This window comes from Paenibacillus xylanexedens, from assembly GCF_001908275.1.
GTDB classification, from domain to species: Bacteria; Bacillota; Bacilli; order Paenibacillales; family Paenibacillaceae; genus Paenibacillus; species Paenibacillus xylanexedens_A.
In genome coordinates, this window is the sequence record NZ_CP018620.1 from 6,471,631 (window position 1) to 6,494,361 (window position 22,731).

The following is a 22,731-nucleotide window of genomic DNA, read 5'->3' on the forward strand; positions in this document are numbered from 1 at the left end:
CGCTTCGCTTCTTCGAATTCTTTCTGTCCTCTCCGTTATCGTGTAAATTTTTAGTTGAACATGTATAGCTCAAAAATATTTCAAAAAGGTTTACCGCAGTAGCACGGTTTGTATTTGGTAAGGTTTAAAAGATAGTGTAATCTGGCCATTGGTATGGGCCAGTGGTTGGACGGGTTCTTCCAGTGCATTGGAGTGGTACGCTTGCTCAAAGGCATGCGGCCATTGCAATGTGATGGTTTCGCGTTTGCCTGATGATTCATAGAAACGAAGGACTGTTCCGTGCCCCTCCTCTGCCATTTTGATCGTATCGAGAATGACGTGATTACTATTAAAGTTAATCCAGGAGCCTGTTGCTGGACGTACAGGTGCCGCATGAGTAGTTGCATCTGCGGTTGGATCGACTCCAGCTCCTAGACTTTGGTGTACTTGATGCCTCTGTTGTACCTGCTCCATCTGTTGCACTTGCTGCGACTGTTGCCCTTGGTTCACCTGCTGTACCGTCACCTCATGATTCAGCTCGGCAGCCTGACGTACGGTGTGTGCAGTTCGCCAGTCTCCGTCATGCGGATAAAGGGAATAGGTGAATTCATGTTCTCCCAGATCGGCTGTACGATCAGGCCATTTGGGTGCACGCAGTAGGGACAAACGAATGGTACTTCCCTGCACGTCGTACCCATATTTGCAGTCATTGAGCAGGCTCACGCCGTATCCATATTCGGATACATCCGCGAAGCGATGTCCACAGACTTCATACTGGGCTTGCTCCCAGCTTGTGTTGCGATGTGTTGGACGTTCCAGTGCGCCAAATGGAATCTCAAATGTGGCCTTGGAGGTCACCACATCAATTGGGAAACCAACTTTCAGAAGTTTGTGATCTTCATTCCAGTTCACCTGTGTCTGGAAGTCAATTCGCCGTGAGTCATGATAAAAGACGATATCTTGTGTAATCACCGATTGATGAAGCTTCCAGCGGAAGCGCAAGACATCTTTCGTTGTACCCGCCAATACCAGCTTTTTCTCCAACAGTTCCACTTCGCCAGCAATCTGTTCTTCATAACGACTGTCGATATCCCATGCATCCCAGAGCGTTGGTCGATCGTGGAAGAAGTGAAGTTGATTGCCACGTTCACCCGGCTTCAGCATCTCACGCTCCGCGGTTTTATCCCACAGGCGGATGATCTCCCCACGTTTGTTGAACTGCACATGATAAAAGGCGGTATCCCATGTATCATTAAAGGTTGATTGTGCGGCAAGGGTGGTCATTTCCCGTACATTCGTTTCCCTTGTATTTTCCGGTACCAGCCAAATCGTCTTATATCCAAACGCCGGAATGTCTGTCACAAGAATAGACATGCTGCCATCCTCCCGATCCATCCGCAAGCGCTGGCCCTCTTCATCAATGCCGTAACGATCAAAGCCATCCTGCACAGGAAGTTGAACGACTGCACTGCGTTTCCAGCCCAAGCTGTTGAATACAACATAGGCTACTGAACCTTCTGGCCCCTGTGTGTTGATACCCGTTGTCAATGCTGCAACGCCTTGATTCAATCCAGTTCTACCCAATTTAAATACCTGTACATATTCCTCATTTGAAGTCACGTAGGATTCCGTAATCGCCGATCCCGGTATAATATCGTGGAATTGATTCAGCAAAATTAATTTCCAGCCGTCATGCAGATTCGAACGTACTTCAGCTTCGGCGTCCGTCTCCATATCTGGTTGAGCAAGTGTATTCCACAGCTCAGCTTCACGATACAGAACCTCCGCTTTCCGATTGTTGCGCTTATTGCGCGCATGTGTCGTGTAGGTTCCCCGATGTAACTCCAGATACAGATCGCCATGCCACTTCGGAAGTACAGGTTGCTCCTTTTCAATTCCGGCAAAGAAAGCTCCAGCTGTGCTATAACGGCTCGCAGGCTGTCCAACCATCAGGTCTGCGCGATCCACATACTCCAGCATCTCGCGTGTTACGCCACCGCCGCCATCTCCGTGTCCGTATAGAAGCATATGCTCCGGATGAGCCGCTTTCTCACGGTAGGACTGCCAGTGATCATGAATGTCCTTCGGCAGGGTGTGTTCGTTAACACCATGATTGAGGTAGGACAGGATCGGTGTGCCGTCAATACCCACCCAGTGGAAGAGATCATATGGAAACACATTTGTGTCATTCCATCCGAGCTTTGTTGTCATGAAATACTCCACATTGCCATGCTTCAAAATCTGCGGCAGGGAGGCACAGTACCCAAACGTATCCGGCAGCCATTCAATCTGTGATGTCTTGCCAAACTCCTCCATATAGAAACGCTGACCATATAACATCTGGCGAATCAGGGACTCCCCGCTTGGGATATTCAGATCGGGTTCAACCCACATGCCGCCCACCAGCTCCCAGCGACCTTCTACAATCCGCTGCTTCACCCGCGCGTACAGCTCGGGATCATGCTCCTTCAGAAATGCATATAGTAAGGGTTGGCTCTGGGAATAAACATAGTCCGGATATTCATTCATGAGTGCATCCACGGTGGAGAAAGTACGGCTCGTTTTGCGTACCGTCTCACGTACAGGCCACAGCCAGGCAATATCAATATGGGATTGTCCTACCATATGCTCCAGACCTTCCGCGTTTCCGCCAATCTCACGCACATGATGCTTCAGATTATTTTCAATCTGACGAATACCCTCTCCCTGCTCAATCTCTTCTGCTGACATGCCTACAAATTGATCCATCGCACGATACACCAGTTCTAACAGGCGAACCCGCCGAAAGTCACTTTCCGGTAGCAACACAGCCGAATCACGGACAATAATGACGGTATACATCAGACTACGAACCGCTTCATTGGGTCTCACCAGCAAGCTCGTAATTGATGTGATTGGCGGCTGAATAACCGCCTGTTGATTCAACGGGTCTACAGGTTCAGGTACCGGATCAAACATCTCGATCTCCAGTTCTGGAGCGTTTCCGACTTTGGATGGATCAAGCGTGACGTAGGTATGATTGCGGTCAAGGCCCTGATAAGAGTTCCCATTTACCCGAAGCAAGCCTTCTCCGCCTGTCTCAAATACAAGCCCATAAGGTGCTTGCTGCCATGTAGCAGGGATCTCCAAACGTGTTCTGAAAAAATAAGTCGTTCCCTGTTTGCTCGGAAAACGCTCAAAATCTTGCCCTTCGGGGTACTCACCCTGATCCTCATACTGTCCTGGCACATGATAATAAGCGCGGGTAATGCCCCAGCTGCGCAGCTGTAATTGCTCCAGCCACTGATGTTCGGACAACTCGCGAATAAATCGTCTGATACGTTCCAACGTCTTACGCCTCCCTTACGGTCAGTTCGGTTATTTGCGTATCGTTTACGCTGCTGCCGATATGAATATGGAATTGTCCCGGTTCAACGACAGACTTCAAATCACGACCAATATACTGCAGCTGCTCGGCCCCGATGTGGAATTCCACGGTCTGTGTCTCTCCTGGCTCCAGGTTCACTTTTGCAAACCCCTTCAGTTCCTTGGCCGGACGAGTCAAAGAGCTAACCACGTCAGAGATGTACATCTGTACAACTTCTGCACCTGCATAACGGCCAGTGTTGGTCACATTCACCGATACCGTAACTGAATCATCAGTTGTCATGGATGCAGCACTCAGCTGCGGTTCACTGTACTCAAATGTGGTATAACTCAGTCCGTATCCAAATGCATAACGTGGCTGCAAATCCTCCTCGAGGTAACGCTTGCCTCGGGAACGTTTGCCGTTATAATAGATCGGTAATTGGCCGACATGCTTTGGAATGGAGATCGTCAATTTACCCGATGGATTCACATCACCGAATAAAATATCTGCAATGGCATGCCCGCCCTCTTGACCCGGATACCACGCCTCCAGAATGGCATCGGCATGTTCATCCACCCAAGGTTCAGTGATGGGACGACCATTAATGTAAACAACGACAAGTTTCTTGCCGAGCTTGTGAATCTCCTGAATGAGTTCCAACTGTACTCCGGCAAGCCCCAACGTCATCCGGTCGATCCCTTCGCCACACTCCATATCATTCCAGGAGTTATCTGATACATTGGAAGCGCCCGTCTTCAGATCAATCGTTCCTTCTCCAAAGTCACGTGCACTGGAGCCGCCAACCACCATAATGACCGTATCTGCCTGGCTGGCAACTTCAAGGGCACGCTCGAATCCTTCTTTCGAATCACCTTTAATCCGGCAGCCTGGTGCATAGAGTACCTCGGAAGCATCACGCTCTATATCGCTTGCCCCATTCATCGCAGCATGATGATCTCCATATCTAGCCGGGTGGCTATCCTCATCCTGCATTCCATGACCATGACGATCAGCGACCTCATTTGCTTGCTCAAGCACACGACTAGCCAGCTTACTACGAACACCATCCAGCACCGTTGACACTTTGGATTTAGGTTGTGGTGATGTGTAATCGCCCAGTTGATTGTAAGCTTGGTCTGCATTGGGACCAATGACGGCAATCCGGCCCACATTTGTTATCGATAGAGGTAACGTGTCAGCCTCATTTTTGAGAAGTACAATGCCTTCCGCAGCCAACTGGCGTGCCAGTTGAATATGCGCTTCACTTCCAATTACTTCTGCTGCCCGATCGGCATCCACATAAGGTTGTTCGAATAAGCCCAGTCTGAACTTCAACGCCAGCACGCGAGAAGCAGCCTGATCCAGAACCTGCACATCAAGCTTGCCTTCTGCCACCGCCTGCACCAGATATTGCCCAAACATCTCACCGGACATCTCCATATCGATGCCTGCCTCAATCGCCTGTACGGAAGCTGCCATTCCATCCGCCGCGACATCATGCCCACTTGCCAGCATGTTGATCGCACCACAATCCGTAATGACCAGACCGTCAAAGCCCCATTCCTTACGCAAAACATCTTCCAGCAATTCCGTATTCACGGTGCAAGGCGTGCCATCAATTTCGTTATATGCTGGCATGATCGACGCAGCGCCAGCTTCCACCGCTTTGCGGAATGGATAGAGATCCACTTCCAGCAGTTCGCGCCAGCCCATATGTACAGGCCCTGCATTACGTCCGCCTTCTGAGCTGCCATAACCAACAAAATGTTTCAGCGTTGCCGCTACTGTATCTCCACGGTCCAGACTTTCACCCTGAAGCCCTTCCACGGAAGCAACTGCCAGCTCTCCAATGAGAAACGGATCTTCACCGAAACATTCCTCGGTACGTCCCCAGCGCGGATCACGCACAACATCCAGTACCGGAGAATAGGTGACCGCGCCACCTTGAGCACGTGTCTCCCTTGCTACTGCCTGGCACATCTCCCGATACAGATCCACATTCCAGGTGCTCCCCAGTAAAAGGGGGACAGGATAGACCGTTCCGTCAATAGCCATATGACCATGCGAGCACTCTTCCCCGATCAGAATGGGAATCCCCAGTCTGGAATGTTCTATTGCATAACGTTGAATCAGATTGACCGCCTCAGCGCCTTCTCTGGCGGATAGTCCATTTTCCAGCGTAACGCCCGTCCACGGATCTGCGCGAAGTGCACCATAGAGGGAGCCGATGCCCCCATTTTCCACTTGCTGTTTAAAGGAATCATTTAACGTGATGTTCCCTTGATCATTCGTATATGTTTGCCAGCCAAATGGCTGCGTAAGTTGGCCTACCTTTTCTTCCGTAGTCATCAGGCTAAGCAGGTGTTGTACCCGTTCCTCTACGGATTTGCTTTGGTCCTTATAAGTCATCAATCTGCATCTCTCCAATCCTATAACGTGATCCGATTATTCTTTGACCGCGCCCACCGTCAGACCCTGTACGAAATAACGCTGGAAGAACGGATAAGCGAATATAATTGGCAACGTAGCAAGCACAACCATCGCCATTCGGGACGTATCCTGCGGAATGGACTGCATGGCTGCCAGACTCATCGAACTGTTAGCAGAGTTCTGCTGGATAAACTGGATGCTCGACTCAATCCGCATCAGCATGGATTGCAACGGTACCAAATTCGGATTATCGATGTATAATAACGCATTGAACCAATCATTCCAGTAACCGAGTGTACTGAACAACCCGATGGTTGCAAGCCCCGGCAAGGAGAGTGGAACCACGATTTTCATAAAGGTATAGAACTCACCGGCGCCATCAATCTTCGCCGATTCAATGACTGCATCCGGTACACTGGTGGAGTAGAATGTACGCAGGATCATAATATAGAAGGCATTCATCGCCAGCGGCAGAATCAGTGCCCATAACGTATCTTTCAACCCAAGCAGCTGGGATACGACCATATAGGTTGGAATCATCCCGCCGTTGAACAGCATGGTAAGAATTGCAAAGATGGAGAAAAATCTTCGATATCTGAAGCTCTTGCGGGAAACCGCATACGCATACAGCGACATGAGAATCAGACTGATGATGGTACCAAGTACCGTCACCAGGATGGTAACTCCATACGCCCGCAGCAGCGTGTCCCCACTCTGCCAGACAAACTGATATGCCGCGAGACTCCATTCTGCCGGAATCAGACGATACCCATCACGGGCCAGTGCTTTCTCGTCTGTAAACGAGATGATAACTACAAATATAAAAGGAAATACACAGATCAGAGCGAATAGACCGGCGATGATGTTCATGATCACGTTCCAGCCGCTGGATACGTGGTGGAAGTCGCGTTTTTTAACGAGCCTTGCTTGAGCCATAGTGGTTCACTCCTTTCCCTGTCCTAGAATAGGCTACTGTCTTTATCTACTTTGCGAACAACATAGTTGGAGATAATAACAAGCACAAAGCCCACCACGGATTGATACAATCCCGCTGCTGTACTCATGCCAATCTCACCACTAGTTTTCAAACCTCGATATACATACGTATCAATAACATTTGTCACGGAATAAAGCGTACCCGAATCCCTTGGCACCTGATAGAAGAGTCCAAAGTCGGCATAGAAAATGCGGCCTACGGCCAGCAAGGTCATAATCGTGATGATGGGTGACAGCAACGGAATCGTAATATTGCGAATCTGCTGCCATTTGCTTGCTCCATCAATCATGGCTGCTTCATACAGTGATTTATCAATTCCCAGTATGGAAGCCAGATAGACAACGCTGCTATAACCGATGGTTTTCCATAACGCTACGAATACCAGAATATACGGCCAATATTTCGCCTCAGAGTACCACTGAATTGGTTCCATCCCAAACCAGCCGATAATCTGATTCAACATCCCGCGGTCCATGCTCAAGAAGCTGAATGCGAAGTAACCAACGATAACCCAGGATAGAAAATACGGCAGAAACATGCCGGTTTGATACAGTTTGGCGAGTCGTTTATTCACTAGTTCCGAGAGCAGGATTGCCAATGCCACAGCAAATACCAGTCCCAGGAAGATAATGGCGATGTTATAAAAGAGGGTGTTGCGTGTAATGAGCCATGCGTCACTTGTGCTGAACAGGAATTTGAAATTGTCCCAGCCAACCCATTCACTCTTCATCAGACTTGCCCAGAACCCTTCACGGCTGAACCGATATTCTTTGAAAGCAGCCACTGTACCCACGAGTGGCAAGTAGGAGAAGAAGAAGAACCAGATGGCGCCTGGCAGCACCATGAGCAGCATGACTCGGTTTCTAATCAGGTTTTTCAAAAATGTAGTCATTGTGGAGATCCTCCTTCAGGCTTGAATGAAAAAGGACCGGACGCGATAAGCAGCCGCCCGATCCTTACGATGTACTGTTACTTGTTTTCCGCTCTCCAGGCATCCAGCTGGCTTTGGGCTTCAGCCATTACTTTCTCCAGTCCGGCTTGATTGAACTTCTCAATCACTTGATCCAGATTGGCTGCCGGGTCCAATGTACCTGTCATCAGTGCTGCCCAATATTGCTCTTTCACGTTCTGTACCGCCGTCAGTTCGGACGATACATTGCTTGCATCAAAGTTAAAGCTGAGGATCGGGGAATTGACACCTTCAGCGTTAAACTTCTTGAACTCATCCCATTTGTTATCCGGGTCATTGCTGTTCAGATAGAGCAGCATGTTGTTCCCAAGGGAGTATGAAGGCATATCGTAGTTTTTCGATTCAGGCAGATTTTCCATATGCGTGTCATCCACTTTTTTGTAGTGTGTGCCCTCAATACCGGAGTCCACCATATTACGCAGCACAGGATCTGTATTGAGCAGGTTCAGGAATTCCATCGCTTTCTCCGGATATTCCGAGTTGGCCGAGATGGCCATGATGGAACCTTGTACAGATGTATTCGTTATAATTGCTTCACTTGCAGGTGTTGAAACGACTTGATAACCGTAACTTGCAGACCATTGATTGTCCGCGAGCGGCTGAGTCTGTGCACGATCCAGGAACCAGTTGCCCGATGTTGTCAGGTCGTTCGTGGAACCTGTTGTTGCCGCTTCTGCCGATACATAACCAGCCTTGTAGTATTTGTGCATTGTGGTAAGTGCTTCTTTCATTTCAGGTGTTTCCAGTATGTTTACAAGCTTATAGTCTGTTGTATCCAGCTTGATTGCCATTGGCAGATTCTGAATGACATAGTCATAAGGCACGTAAGGAACATAGTTTTTATCCATGGCAAATGGTGTTACACTCGCCTCGTTTTCCTTAATTGTTTTGAGCAGAGGCTCCAGACTGTCTAACGTACGAACGCCAGAGATGTCCAGCTTGTATTTATCAACCAGCATTTGGTTAAAGCGCCATACCTCTTGTTGTGGCAACTCTTTGTTGGCTGGAATTCCGTAATTGTGTCCATCTACCTTGGAACCGCTGAGGAATGCAGGATCGATGGTCTTGGTAAGATCCTGACCGTATTCAGCAAGCAGGTCATCCAGTTCGAGGAATGCACCTTTTCTGGCATTTTGTACATAATCGAATCCACCAGAAGAAGTGAACAGAATGTCCATTGGCTCACCGGATGCTACGTTAACCTGCATCTTCTGCGGGTAGTCACCCCAGTCAACCATCTTCATCGTTACCGTGGCATTAATTTTCTCTTTGGTATACTTGCTCACTTCTTCCATCACTTTGTTGACGTCTTTCTGAGGGGTACCGATGGTATACCAGATCAACTCTACCGCGTCATCTCCAGCTCCCCCCGATTCTGAAGCATCTTTGCTTCCTCCACAGGCACTAAGAACAAGTGTAACGGCCATTAACAATGCAAGAACGAGTGAGAAGCGTTTTCTTTGTTTACTCATTTCTTTGATCCTCCCTTTTCGTGTTCCCTTAGGCTCTACTTACTAACTGCTTTAACCTTATCGAATGAAAGCATTTACAAAAAGAAGATAAACTTAAGTTTTCGAGGTACAAATTAAAGAGAAATCGTCCTTGGGCAACTATTTTGTACCTATTTAAATAAATCGCTTACATGAAAGAGACATGCCGGGTAACGTATGCCATGATTTTCATCCATGCCATTCCTGTTCCCGATATGTCTCTTGGCTCTCTGTCCGCATGGTTGGATCTACCCGTCACCGAATTAACCAAACACCTTGAAATCAGTCGGTGAAATCCCCACATATTTGCGGAACTGTTTATAGAAATACCCCGTCTCCCAATACCCTACATTTCGGGCGATCTCATGTACCTTCAGATTGGAATTGCGTAGTTGCTCCTTCGCACGTTCAATCCGGTATTTGTTGATATATTCGGCAAACGTCTCCCCTGTCTCCTTATGGAACAATTGTCCCAAATAGACCGGATGCAGATGATAATGGGCACCCAATAGCTTCAAGGAGAGCTCTTCTGCGTAGTGTTTGTCGATATGCTGAAGCACCTGGTTCACAATCGGATTTTTCAAATCCTGCAATAGGGATTGGATGGTCTGTGACCCAACCTGCTGAAGTGCCAGCACGAGCTCATCAAAAGTGCCACTGTCCAGCACAAGTTGAAGCCCCTGTTGGTATATCGCAGACTCATCCGAGTGTTTGATGCTTTCCAGCTCCATTTTGAAGCGAATCACAACTTCCAATGCGGTGTTCTGTAACTCCCCAGGTGTAAGCCCATCGCGATGCTGTTCAAAATCCATGCGAATCCGGTCGGCAAGTTGTTCTGTATTGCGGGACAGAATGAGTTTGGCATACTCCCTCCATTCAATGAAAAAGGTCGCCGTTGAATTTCCGCACCTTTCCAACATGGCATGGTCGATCACTTTAAGGTCGGGATAAATCATCACATACTGGAGTGCTTTTTTGGCCTCCGCATAACTGGTCGGCGCTTGGTATAACCCTTTCATCAATCTGCCTGCTCCAATGCGTGCCGCCGGATGGGTTACGGTTATCTCATCAGATAATGCCTGCAAGCCATCCATCAACTTCTGTTCCTCGTCACTCGTACCCTGAATATTGGCAATAATGACGATGTCTCCATCGATATCATGAAATACGTTCAGATGGCGTCTGTCTCTAAGCATCTCTTCTACACGTTCAAACATACCGGGTACTTGTCCTTTGTCACGTAGAATGGCCACAGCAACGTCCGGTGCATCCAGCGAAAGGTTCATAAACTGGGCGCGTTCTTCAAATTCAGTAGCTGCAATCTGTCCCGTAAGCCATCGATGAAGAATGTTATCTTTCAGAATCTGGATGCCATACGCATCATCGGCTTGAGGTGATACCATATGATCCAGCTTGGACGCGGTGTTGCTCAGCGTGGATTCCAGTTCCTCTACATTAATCGGTTTGAGCAGATAGTTTTCGATCCCCAATTGCATGCCTTCCTTCAGATATTCGAACTCATTGAAACCACTCAGGATAATGACCTTAATCTCAGGTTGTACACGCCTTGCTTCCCGAATCAGATCGAGACCATTCATGAGTGGCATGGATATATCCGTAATCAGAATGTCCACAGGCTGAGAAGAGAGCGCCTGTAACGCTGCTTGCCCATTACCTGCATGACTCACAATTTCCATACCAAATGAAGACCAATCCACAATATCGTATAAACCTTCAATGATGAATGGCTCATCGTCCACAATAAACACCTTGTACATGTTAAACACCTGTCCCTTCTGTATGTGGATAACGCACCCTGATCCGTGTTCCTTCTCCAAGGGTACTCTCTATGGTGATACCGAACTCTGGCCCGTACAGGAAGCGCAATCGACTATGGACACTGCGCAGCCCAAACATCTGACCAGACTCTTCAGGACGTTCCAGTTCTTCAAGGATTTCCGTCAGGCGTGCCGGATCAATGCCTTTGCCATTATCTTTGACTTCCACTTGCACCACATCATCTGTCTCTTCCACAACAATCGATAATCGGTTATCCGAACGTTCTGTCTGAATGCCGTGTACGACATAGTTCTCAATGATGGGTTGCAGCGAAAGTTTCACCACCGGGTGTTGATAATAAGCAGCGTCGATCTGGATCGTATATATAAAAATATCCTTGTAGCGGATTCGGAATAACTCCAGATACAAACGGCAAGCTTCCATCTCATCCTTCAGCGTATAATTTTTCTTCTGCTGTACCAGGCTCTTGAACAATACGGATAGACTATAGATCATCTCGCCAACATCTCTCGCCCCCTGGGATATGGCCCTCATCCGAATCACCTCAAGTGTATTGTAGAGAAAGTGAGGATTGATACGCGCCTGTAATGCAACCAGCTCGGTCTCCTTCTGTTTGATCTCGGCTTTGTAGACCCGTTCAATATACAGATTCAGCTCGTCCAGCATGTCGTTGAAGCTATGTGAGATCTGCCCCAGTTCATCATCACGCGGATCGTCGATGCGAGCCGTGAAGTTGCCGTATTTTACTTTCTGGGTGAAGCGAATAATTCGACGGGTTCGTTTGGCAAAGTTAATAATGAAAAATGCCGGAACCAGCACGGCAAACAAAATACATACGATACTGATCGAGATAATGGTATTGCGAATGCCCGCATAGGTTTCAGCCATCTCTTCTACCGGAACGGTGCCAATGACCACATACCCCTGATCGGCGGAGACAAACTTGTTCACGTACATGTTCTGCTCCTTTTTCATTGAATCCATATCCGTCTGATCAAACAGGGAATCGGCCACATTCACGTAGGGATACTTCTTCCCGTAATAATGATTGTTGGAGTCAAATAACACTGTCCCTTTCGCCGATAACACCACGATGTCTCCCTTGAGATTACTCTCGTAGTTATCCAGCGCATTACCGATTCCTTCTGAGTCAAAGAAGACAAGAAATTGGCCCAGATTCCGAAGAGTCTGTGTATTGTTAATCGGTACGCGGATGGAGTAGAGCGCAGGGTCCCATTGATTAATCTCTTTGCGAATCCAGTAGTTGGGTGCACTGATATTGGGCGTTTCCATCGCCATCACGTCCGGAATATAGGAATGAGCTACATTGGCGTCCAGCTTGCGGAACTGCTTGTGTTGATTAAAGGTAGACAGATCCTGCTGTTCGGCGCTATACAACATGAGTTGATTAATCTGCGAATTGCGATCCATAATATTTTGAAAATGTTTCAATACATCGGCCGAATAGTCATCCTGATTGGCGTAATATCCATTGGTCATGTGCTGAACATATTCAGCGTACGAATGATTCATCAGGTACGTAATGTTGGCGGACAGCGCCTCATTCTGATGCATGTCCCTCACCATGTTTTGTACCGATTCATACTGCTGATGAATGTACCGGTCCACATGTTCCATCGCCGCTTTCTGGATCGCCAGTTCCCGGCGAATCGTGGAGTCGGACACCGACAGGAAGATGATATAAGACAATGTAATGATCGTGACAATGGATATCATCGAGAAAATCAGGAGCATTTTCATAAACATATTATTTTTGAAGAAATTATTGTAAACGCTAACAATTTTCAATTCGCATGTTCCCTCCGATGCTGTTTTCCTGACTTGAATTATACCATCAGGCTTCTGACATTAACTTGTCACCTGCAACTTTTCTTTAGTTTATATCTGTGTTTCTTTAATTTCACCCTATTTAAAAACGCTTTCATCCACTATCGTTAACCATAAGTTTAGCTTTGTGTAAAAGAATACCTTACATTCATTCCACTTGAAGGAGGAACAGCATGACACGCAAACTCAAACGAAAAGCCCTCATTCCCAAGGTAACCGCCATGATCCTGACTACGGCTCTGCTTGGACAAGTTGTTGCATCATCCGTTTATGCCGGAGACACGCTCCCTTACACCGGTGAAAGTGCCAAAGGGGTGAATCAGCCCTATCAACATGGATACACCTCGGCCCAGATTCTGAACTGGACACCGGAAAGTGATATCCATGGCGATTTACTTCGTGCCCATGTTCCCTTGCAGCCCCGTAATGAAGCGTTCGCTGCCACACAGGCTTATCCTGAGCTTAGTCCGGACACCCAGTTATTCACAATGAGTGGCGATTACGGCAATGCATTCTTCGATAGCACACCTTATACCAATGAATTCAGCCAGTATCTATTTAATTATTGGCAATATACAGACTACTACAGCTATTGGCACGGCATGGCCTCTGCGGGAGTACCTGAGGAGCTGTACGATCCGAGTAAAGAGTGGACGGAGAAATACTTCGAGTTTGGCATTTTGAACATTCCGAATCCGGCCTACACCAATGCAGCCCACAAGAACGGCGTTAAGTCCATTGCTAACATCTTTTTCTCGGACAATGACCGTGGCCCACAAACCTATAAACAAATGCTGATCCAGGATGAAAACGGTAATTTTCCTGTGGCCGAGAAATTGGCCGAGATGGCAGAATACTACAACTACGATGGATATTTCTTCAATCAGGAAGAAGTTGCCCGGGGTGTAGCCCCTGAAGATATCGCATCCTACAAGAAATTCATGAAATATCTAAGAGATAAAGGCCTGTACGTTCAGTGGTATGATTCCACCATCAATACAACAGGCAAAATTCAATACCAGAACCAATTCAATGGGCTCAACAGCCCCTTTGTACAAGATTCCGTTCTCGGCAGAGTCTCGGATTCCATCTTCCTGAACTATGTGTGGAACCACAAGATGCTCCGCGACTCCCGTGATCATGCCCTTAGCCTGGGACTGGATCCACTGGAAACCGTATTTGCTGGTGTCGAAGGTGGACATGACAAATTCGGCCGCTGGAAGCAATCCTATGACCTGCGCCATAACCTGGATGAGAACGGTCAACCCATGAACAGCATCGCGACATTAGGTGCCGACTTCACCCACAACGCTCTGGATGAAGAGATGGGCGATGGCAGCACCAATCATCGTGCGGAAGATGAGTACCAGTGGATGACCTTTGTACGTGATCGTGCCTGGTGGTCTGGTCCAAATCAAGACCCGACAGATGCACGTCGTAATGCGTCTGCCGATCTGTTGGATGTGTATGCTTCCGGTGCAAATTGGGATGGAATCGCCGCTTATCTTACCGAGCGATCCGTCATCAACGGCTCCAATTTTGCGACCAACTTCAATACGGGCCACGGCCTGAAATATTATGAAGACGGGGCTGTCTCGAACGATAAAGAATGGTCAAATATCAACATTCAGGATATCCCTATCACTTGGCAATGGTGGATGGATAGTGAAGGAGACCAGCTCAGTGTTGATTTTGACTATGGTCCCTCTTATGAGAAAGGCGCAAGGTACAACTATGACTCCATTGGTGCGTTTAATGGCGGCAGCTCTCTCGTGGTGAACGGCACACTGAACGCGGAGAACTTCCTGCGCCTGTACAAGACCGACCTGTCCGTCAACGGACAATCGAAACTGGAACTGACGTATAACAAACCGTCGACTAGTGACGCTTCCTCCCTGCATGTTGGGTTGATCTTCGAAGATGATCCATTCAACGTGGTCAATGTGGAAGTGCCTCAGTCAGGCCAGCATACTACAGGTTGGAAGACAACTTCGCTGGATTTGAGTGCATATCATGGCAAAACCATTGCCGCTATGGGATTATCCTTCGACCCGAATGGCAAGGAGATTGAGAATTACCAGATGAATATAGGCGAGATCCGTATGTCCGACGGTTCAGCGGCTGTACCGGATGCACCGACCGGATTCCATATTGCCAAAGCACTGACCAACACCGATGAACTGGTTGTTGCATGGGACATGAAGGACTATTCAGAGGTCAAACAATACAATTTATATGAAAATGGTGCCTATGTTGGCGGCGTGTATGATTCCACTTTTTATATCAAATCGCTAAAACAGCCTTCTGGTGAACTGTCCATTCGTGCTGTTGGTGCAGATGGTACCGAAAGTGAAGCAACCGTCCTGCCTTACGATCTGAATACAGCTGTTCAGAATATTGATGTGAAATTCAAAAAGAATGGCGATGCTATTGTAAGCTGGAAAAACCCGAAAAAAACGAAAGATACGGGCAAAGATAAAGATAAGAATACCGGTAAAGACAAGGATAAAAATAAAGACAAAGGTAACGAGTCAATTCAGCTCACACTAGAAACAGAATACACAAAAGAGCCCTTCACCAAGTCGCTTCAGGTCAAAAAAGGAAAACAATCTGCCGTCCTGACCGGACTTCCGACCAACGGTGAGCATTACGTGCTGAACATCGCCATTGGCGGGCAGAACCCGGTAACCCATACCGGACAGCTCGCAGATCTTCAGATTACACCATACGCCAAGGAAAAGGTCACGGTAAAAGATGGAAAGTACACATTGGCCCTCCCGGATCTGGAGGACTGGTACAAGATCTATGTATATGAAAACGGGGTGCCACGCGAGTTCGGAGTCACTTACGTTTCGCAGAAATTCCCGTATATCATTCGGGGAAGAACAAAGCTGAGCGAACTGACTTTCACGCCAGCTTCCAGCAACAGCTCTTTGAAGCTGGTCATTGAGGATTATGCAGGCAATCAGGCCAGTACGATTTTGAGGTAACACTACAAGGTATTTTCTCGCCCGCCTGCATACCAATTGAGATAAAAACGTACAGCCCTTCAATTCCAAAAGGAAGTTGAAGGGCTGTTCTTGTTGATCTAACAATAAATATTCTGCCCAACAGCTATTAAACAGCATTCCCGTTAGCATAGTCCTTCGGATAAAATTGAGGATAGATGCTTGCGCAACTTCTTTTTGTCTATTTTATCCACGGCTGTTCTCGGCAAAGTATCCACAATGAACAGTTGAGTCGGCCATTTGTACGGAGCAAGGTGTGGCTCACAAAACGCCCGCATCCGCGTCAGATCCATACTTTCACCATCCTGTAACACTATGAAAGCGACGAGTTCCTCTCCTTCGTCAGGAAGAGAATGTCCGATTACGGCCGCCTCGCTTACCGACTCATGGCTCACAATAACATGCTCCACTTCGGCGCAAAACACATTGGAACCGCCCACAATAACCATATCCTTCAAGCGATCAAACACATAAAGGTAACCTTCGGCATCCAGACAACCGACATCCCCAGTTCGAATCCAGCCATCGGACATGGTCTCGGCAGTAGCCTCCAACTGGAGCCAATACCCCAGCATGGTCTGTGCACCCCGAACAACGATTTCTCCAGCCTCGCCCGTAACTGTCTCACTTCCGTCCGTATCTAATATCCGAACTTCGAAGGCCTGCTCACCTTGGGCTAGCCAAGTCAGCAGGACGACCTACGGATCGAAGGCGATGAGGATCGCCCATATACTGAGCAGGAAAAAGGCGGCTTATGGACATTCCACATTCCGCTTGTGAGTAGTTGTTCACAATGATAACTTCAGGAAATTGCGATACGACCTCCTGTAGTGTATCCGGAGAAATAATGGACCCTCCGCAGCCAATAAGCGATAGACTCTTCAAGTTTCTACCTCCTACGGATGCCTCGCGGGTAAGATCACAAAGCAGTTGGCCTACTGTGCTGAGTTGTGTAATCTGATCACGTTCAATAGCTTCCATAATGCGGTGTACATCCGCTGGGTATTCGTCTAGAAATACAAGACAGCCTCCGGCAGCCATGGTCGCCCACAGCTGGAACTGACCCACCAGATGGGATAAGTTGAGCACTAACACACGACGCTTGAGATCATGACCGAAGCCTGCAGAAGGCGTAAGTTGATTCCAAGCAGCCATACCACGATGCGAATGCATGACCCCTTTTGGCCGACCAGTTGTCCCCCCCGTATAAATCAGGACTGCCGTATCGTCTACACTTCGTTTGAAATGGTCTTTTGGAGAGAACGCGGGTTCCTGCTGTAAAAGAGCAGCGAGCGAACTGTTATTCGTCGCTTCTTCGTCTGTCGTGAACAGTTTTGGACAATACCCAAGAAGCTTTACCGTGGCAATAGCTGCTTTAGCATGTTGGTCATCATGAATAACCATATGGGGTTCTGCATCCTGAAATATCGCAGCGAGTTCAGGCACTGTTAGCAAAGGAGACGGCACGAGCGGTATAGCGCCGATCCCAACTGCTGCATAAAACGCAACAACGAGCTGGGGATCTGGATCACCTAAAAGGGCAAAGCGATCACCGGCCCGGAGTCCTTCAACATACAGGGCATGACTGAGTCTTTCAATTAGACCGTAAAGCTCCCCATAACTCATCGTTTGCCCATGTCGCATTAACGCAGGTTCCTCAGGGTACAGACTTGCTGCAATTGGCAATCGTTCGGATAGAAGCAAGCAATTACCCCCAACATTTAAATTTCCATTTCTCCGTTAAGAAAACTATGGAATAAAAAGAGAGTAGCATATATCTGGAATAATAAGTAATCATTATCCCCTATTAAACTCATAAATTCTGCTGATATTACAGTTCTGCCCACAGACGATCCTTGCCGTTAACCTCCTTGCTAGCTTAATTAGGCAGATCAAATTGGGCTGCTTTTTAAACTGAAATCCAACATTTCTCGTTATCATTACGTTTATTTAGGAAACGAGTACCAAGGAGGGTATTGTCATAAAGTTAAAGAAAATGCATTTTATTCTCAGTGTTGTAGCGTTATTTTTACTATCAGCTTGCGCAGGTGGTGTTACTGGCTCTAGTCAGCAGAATGAACTAGGTGAACCTTATCGTATGGCGTTGGAGGAGTTAATTTCAACAGATACGGCTCTTAATGAAAACATGGAGTATATCTCATTAGATTTTGATAAAGGAATTCCATTAAAGGATTCTGATAAGAAAAGCATTGAGGATTACCTTCACAGCAAATATAACGTAAAAATTTATAACCTAACCTATGAAGAATTGATTGAAGAAGGACTGTCTGAACAGTCTGATAATACGCTAAAAGGGATTTTACTGAAAATTGAAAAGCAGGAGAATGAATCAGATAATAACATTGCCATAGAGGTCAGTAAGTATCGTGCCAATGAGGGGTCGCTCTCTGCAAAAATAACTTTAACCTATGAGGAAGGTAAATGGAAAGTTGCTACTCATACTCCTACAAGGGAAAGTTAAAGGAAATAATTTCTTTTACCAACGAGAGTGCTAGGAAAAGTTTATTATGACAATTATGGAAGTAGCCCTTTTGGGCTTTTTTTTGTCCGTATTTTCTGGAGTACATCCCCCCTAAAGGTATACCAATAAGGATTGTTAGCATTTTTGCAACGATCCCTATTGTCATCCGTTAGTTGTAAACCGCAGTTGATTACGTTGATTCTTTGAGCATTAAGCTAACGTTTCTCGTTAGTATAATGAATTTCAATTATGCATTTGAATAATTAATCGAGACCACTCCTGGTTAACTACGGAACGAAGGAGTACCCCAAGTACCCGAAGAAGAACTTCGGCTCGAGCTCCTAGTTTGTGTCCTCCCATAGTTGAACGAAAAAAAGTATCTTATATACTAAAAGTGAGACCTTTACATCTAAAGTAATCTTCAACTTGTTTAATTCTTTTCCAATATACTTAACAAAAAGTTCATAACGTCTTTTTAACCATTCAAATGATCTATTCATGATGTTTGTAATTATACATGTATGAGCGATCCGCTAGGACGTCCAAATTTTTTTTAAAATAATCCCAACCTTTATTTCGCCTGGCACACTATATAATTGTCAGGAATTACAGATGCAACTATGGAGGCAAAAGATGGATTCAATTGGTAAAAACGGAAAAGAAGCGGCGGAAGCAATTCGGAGCTATGTCAAACCGATCTTCGGTTTTGCGTTAAACCGGGTCAAGCAACGGGCCGAGGCGGAGGATCTGGCTCAGGAGATTATGCTGCAGTTGTTGAAATCCTTCTCCGGGGTGCGGGACATTAGAAGCCTTGACGCTTACGTATGGACGGTTGCCCGATACACTTGGGTGAATTGGTTGAAAAAGCGTGCACACGCTCCCCAAGCGATCGAAATCAACGGCATGTCCGAACTGTCGGCCGCCCCTTCTCGGGAGCCGCTTGACCGGTTGCTGGTAACCGAAGCTTACCGCGAGCTGCGCCGAGAAGTCGCGTTTCTGTCCGACATCCATCGCCGGATCGTGGTCATGCATTACTACGACGAGCTTAAAATCGGCGATATCGCGATTGCTCTGAACATTCCTGTCAACACGGTGAAGTGGCATTTGAGCGAGGCCAAAAAGAAGTTACGGAAAGGGATGAAACGTATGCGTGCAACAGGAACTTTAAGTGTCAATCCGGTCAGCATGGGGGAAATGGGCCATTCCGGTTCGGCCGGCAGCCTGGGCGAAACCAACGATTTTCTTGGACGCGCCTTGGCGCAAAATATCGTTTACACGGCTTATCATAAGGCGCGTACCGTACATCAAATCGCGGAGGAGCTCGGAATGCCGCCGTCTTTGCTGGAAGGCGAAGTCCGGCACCTGGCCGATTACAATTTTCTCATCCAAACCTCTCCCGGCAAATATCAAAGCAATACCATCGTCTGGGACCTCTTCGAGTTAGCCGTAGCTGGTCATCAATTCTGGCAAGATTGCGCCGCCGAAGTGGCCGATGTTCATTTCGACGCGTTAATGGAAGTTCGCCGGCAAGTCGAGGAAGCGGAGTGTACGTTCCGGACGGCGACTATAACTTCCTGCTCTGGACCTTGCTGCCCAAGAACGTCGAGGAGCAATCTTGGCGGAGCATGCCGGCGGGCGACAACTTCGATGCGGTCGCACCAATGCGAAAGGACGGAGGTCAGTATATTGCCTATGCGGCGTTGAACACGAGCAGCAATGCCGATCCGGGTTTTGATTTGAGTAGTTACATCACCTTCGGTCCGTCGCTCCGCTACGTCGAAGACAGCCCCTTATACTTGTGGCAATTCAATACGTACTGGAGCGACCGCCAGGTGGATTGGCGTTCCCTGGAATACCGGAATGTCGAGATTTGTCATGCGTTCCAACAAGGAGAACTGCCCGACAACGAAGAGAACAGCGAGCAATATTCGTTCCTGCTGGAGAAGGGGTACATCCGCAAGACGGAGGAGGGGTACAAGTTCAATGCGGTCTGGATCGACTCTCCGCAAACGTTGGATCGGTTGAACAAGGCAATGCCGGATTTGTCTGCTCTGTATGCGCCTGCTGTCGGCAAGCTCTACGATAAAATGCTCAAGCTGTTCCTGCAAAATCAGCCGAAGCATTTGGAGCCGCAGCTTGCTTACATGGTGAGAGGCAACACCGGCGGAGGCCGGCTTGTCGCTTATATTTTGAAGCATTTGATCGATAACGGGAAGTTAAAACCGCCGTTGCCGCACCAGCAGAAGACGATTTCAACCTGGATGGGGCCGGTCAAGTAAGTCAGTTCGGAAATGTATACGAAGAATAGTCGTTCCCGGGCGGTGGCCATTTTTACACAAAACTCTGTCTGTCCAACGAAGTGATTAGGTCATCGCTATTTCACACGGCCCCCTCCTGAACGTATGGAAATGATTAAAAACTACCCATGACGCATATGCGTCATGGGTAGTTTTTAATCGCAATTGTATCTGCCAGATTTCTCCTCTACCTTACGATTTTTATCTTTCTTGTCCGCCACCAACCGTGAGAGGCCAGATGCTCCACATACTCAGCAGATCTATTCAGCAAAACTGCCCGTTAGTTGAGTAAAAGCAGCTAATCACAATGATCAGCTGCTTTCTTGTTGTTATTGAGCTAACGTTTCCCGTTAGCTTAATACATCAGGCGCAAAGTTTCATTTATTATTGAACAATTTCATTTACTAATTCATCATTCCAATGATTATCGGTATACCCACGGCTGTTGTTCCATTCTGCTAACATTTTTCTTTGTCTCAATTCTAAATCTCTGTAAGGGGCTGCAACAAACTCGATGTCGTGGAACAAATCATTATAAATAGGTAATTCGCTATTTAATTCCTTGAATTTTTTAAATGCACCTATATCCTTATCATTTGCAGCCCAAACCACTTTTTTAATCAAAGACAATACGATTGTACCTGTGCACATGGGACAAGGCTCACAGGTAGTATATAAGGTAAGTTCGTTCTTAGGAATGAATTTCTTGCTCTCAAGATGAAGTATAACATTTCCAGCTTTTCTTATAGCGTCCACTTCGGCGTGAGCTGTAGAATCACAGCTTGAAAAAACTCTGTTCCTACCTCGGCTTACAACTGAACCATCTGCATCAACAATAATTGCACCGATAGAAAAAGTACCCTCATCTCTAGCCTTTTCTGCTTCTTCAAAAGCTAACAGAAGGTTTTGGTAATGCTTGTCCATATTATACACATCCCATCTCAGTAATTCCCAATAATAATATATTCCAAAAATATACTGCTACTCCTTCTCCCATAATGCTAATTTTTTCTTGTATGGCTAAGCTAATCTGCCCGCTAGCTTAATAAGGAGCTCATCATCCTAATATAATTTTCCTGTTCTCTACTTTCTATAAAGCTATACCAATAAGAATCGTTAGCATTTTGGCAACGATCCCTATTGTCAGTCCACTAGTTGAAATAAGCAACTGATCACTTCGATACCCTGCCGACTATAAGTCCTAGGGATATTAAGATTGCATCTGTTTACAAACAGTATTCTAATCATAGAAAGGAGACCTGAGATGATTCGCCTGTTAGCCTTGATTTTATACATCAAAAGGAATTACTTATGTAAGGTCACAGCCACTCACCCTAATTAGAGCGTCTCAACCAACTTCTGAATCTTTGAGTGGGAAATTAAATATACAGGACCCATTGTTTCTATTTTTCCGTCCTTTACACGTATAGCGCTCTCCTGTTCTGCCGCATAAACATCAATCTCTTCAGACAAGGGGAACAGGTAGCCTTGAACAAACGTGGCGTAATCGCGTTGAGAATGAGATTCGTAGGCAAAATGATCAAAGCCAATACCATCATAAATAATACTTGTTTCAACTTCATCAGTGTTATTCAAGCTTAACCATTTTGCAGCCATGTTTAACGCACCGGCGCTGGCCCCCAGGATAACGGCATTGCTATTCTTAATCGCATTCGATAATTCATAATCCAACAAAAAATCGTTCTGCAGAACAGGATATCCACCGCATAAAAAAATGACAGAAGCGTTCTGAATGAATCGCTGAGCATCTTCTTTCTGCATGCGGTAATCAATGAAATGATATTCATCAAAAATAATGTTAGCCTGATTCAACCAGGTCCATTCAGAAATATCATCCATGTTAATTTGCTCATCTGTATAACCAGACGGATCAGCACTAATCATAACAAGCGATTTTCTCTCTTGTATATCCTCCTGCAAATAATGGACCAGCTTCTCAGGAAAGAAATGATTAAACCAACTGAAATAGTAGTGAGTTTTCAAACTTGATTACCTCCATATGTATTCTTTACGTTCATCCATAGGATTCATAGACAACCTCTTTTTATATACATTATACA

At 46.7% G+C, this 22,731-nt stretch carries 15 protein-coding genes; 4 read left to right on the forward strand and 11 right to left on the reverse strand.

Translation table 11 applies throughout. The annotated features are described in order from the left end of the window. Nucleotides 1–90: 90 nt before the first annotated feature. The 7 genes from BS614_RS28170 to BS614_RS28200 form a co-directional block, all read right to left on the reverse strand. Entirely contained in the window at nt 91–3,306 is a 3,216-nt protein-coding gene (locus BS614_RS28170) for an alpha-mannosidase (protein WP_074096345.1), read from the reverse strand. Nucleotides 3,307–3,310: 4 nt separating this feature from the next. Then, entirely contained in the window at nt 3,311–5,737 is a 2,427-nt protein-coding gene (locus tag BS614_RS28175; RefSeq protein WP_074096346.1) for a glycoside hydrolase family 3 N-terminal domain-containing protein, read from the reverse strand. 36 nt (nt 5,738–5,773) lie between these two features. Next, nucleotides 5,774–6,694 (reverse strand): carbohydrate ABC transporter permease, encoded by a 921-nt coding sequence (locus BS614_RS28180; protein WP_074096347.1) that lies wholly within the window; start codon nt 6,692–6,694, stop codon nt 5,774–5,776. Between the two features lie 23 nt (nt 6,695–6,717). Further along, nucleotides 6,718–7,647: an ABC transporter permease gene (locus BS614_RS28185; protein ID WP_036605780.1), complete on the reverse strand. Its 930-nt coding sequence runs from the start codon at nt 7,645–7,647 to the stop codon at nt 6,718–6,720. 77 nt (nt 7,648–7,724) lie between these two features. Further along, nucleotides 7,725–9,197 (reverse strand): ABC transporter substrate-binding protein, encoded by a 1,473-nt coding sequence (locus BS614_RS28190; RefSeq protein ID WP_036605779.1) that lies wholly within the window; start codon nt 9,195–9,197, stop codon nt 7,725–7,727. A 281-nt stretch (nt 9,198–9,478) separates the two neighbouring features. Further along, the gene (locus BS614_RS28195) at nt 9,479–10,993 is read right to left on the reverse strand and encodes a response regulator transcription factor (protein ID WP_074096348.1); all 1,515 of its coding nucleotides are present in this window, start codon (nt 10,991–10,993) and stop codon (nt 9,479–9,481) included. 1 nt (nt 10,994) lies between these two features. Further along, entirely contained in the window at nt 10,995–12,824 is a 1,830-nt protein-coding gene (locus tag BS614_RS28200) for a sensor histidine kinase (RefSeq protein WP_074096349.1), read from the reverse strand. Between the two features lie 212 nt (nt 12,825–13,036). Here BS614_RS28200 and BS614_RS28205 point away from each other — a divergent pair, with 212 nt between their 5' ends. Then, entirely contained in the window at nt 13,037–15,853 is a 2,817-nt protein-coding gene (locus tag BS614_RS28205) for an endo-beta-N-acetylglucosaminidase (RefSeq protein ID WP_074096350.1), read from the forward strand. A gap of 143 nt (nt 15,854–15,996) precedes the next feature. Here the strand turns inward: BS614_RS28205 and BS614_RS28210 are convergent, their stop codons facing one another. Together BS614_RS28210 and BS614_RS28215 are read right to left on the reverse strand one after the other, a co-directional pair. Then, on the reverse strand, nt 15,997–16,446 hold the full coding sequence (locus tag BS614_RS28210; RefSeq protein ID WP_074096351.1) for a class I adenylate-forming enzyme family protein: 450 nt from the start codon (nt 16,444–16,446) through the stop codon (nt 15,997–15,999). Nucleotides 16,447–16,537: 91 nt separating this feature from the next. Further along, nucleotides 16,538–17,575 (reverse strand): AMP-binding protein, encoded by a 1,038-nt coding sequence (locus BS614_RS28215; protein ID WP_074096352.1) that lies wholly within the window; start codon nt 17,573–17,575, stop codon nt 16,538–16,540. Nucleotides 17,576–17,867: 292 nt separating this feature from the next. Between BS614_RS28215 and BS614_RS28220 the strand changes: the two genes are divergently transcribed. From BS614_RS28220 to BS614_RS28230, 3 genes are all read left to right on the forward strand, one after another. Continuing rightward, entirely contained in the window at nt 17,868–18,353 is a 486-nt protein-coding gene (locus BS614_RS28220; RefSeq protein WP_074096353.1) for a hypothetical protein, read from the forward strand. Nucleotides 18,354–18,986: 633 nt separating this feature from the next. After that, a complete protein-coding gene (locus BS614_RS28225; RefSeq protein WP_074096354.1) occupies nt 18,987–20,057 on the forward strand; it encodes an RNA polymerase sigma factor in 1,071 nt (356 codons plus the stop codon). After that, a complete protein-coding gene (locus tag BS614_RS28230) occupies nt 20,015–20,632 on the forward strand; it encodes a hypothetical protein (RefSeq protein ID WP_167544430.1) in 618 nt (205 codons plus the stop codon). Before BS614_RS28225 ends, BS614_RS28230 begins: the two co-directional genes overlap by 43 nt. A 402-nt stretch (nt 20,633–21,034) precedes the next feature. Here the strand turns inward: BS614_RS28230 and BS614_RS28235 are convergent, their stop codons facing one another. Next, complete coding sequence (locus BS614_RS28235) at nt 21,035–21,574, reverse strand: nucleoside deaminase (protein WP_074096356.1); 540 nt, start codon at nt 21,572–21,574, stop codon at nt 21,035–21,037. 414 nt (nt 21,575–21,988) lie between these two features. Then, nucleotides 21,989–22,654 (reverse strand): type 1 glutamine amidotransferase family protein, encoded by a 666-nt coding sequence (locus tag BS614_RS28240; RefSeq protein ID WP_074096357.1) that lies wholly within the window; start codon nt 22,652–22,654, stop codon nt 21,989–21,991. Nucleotides 22,655–22,731 lie beyond the last annotated feature (77 nt).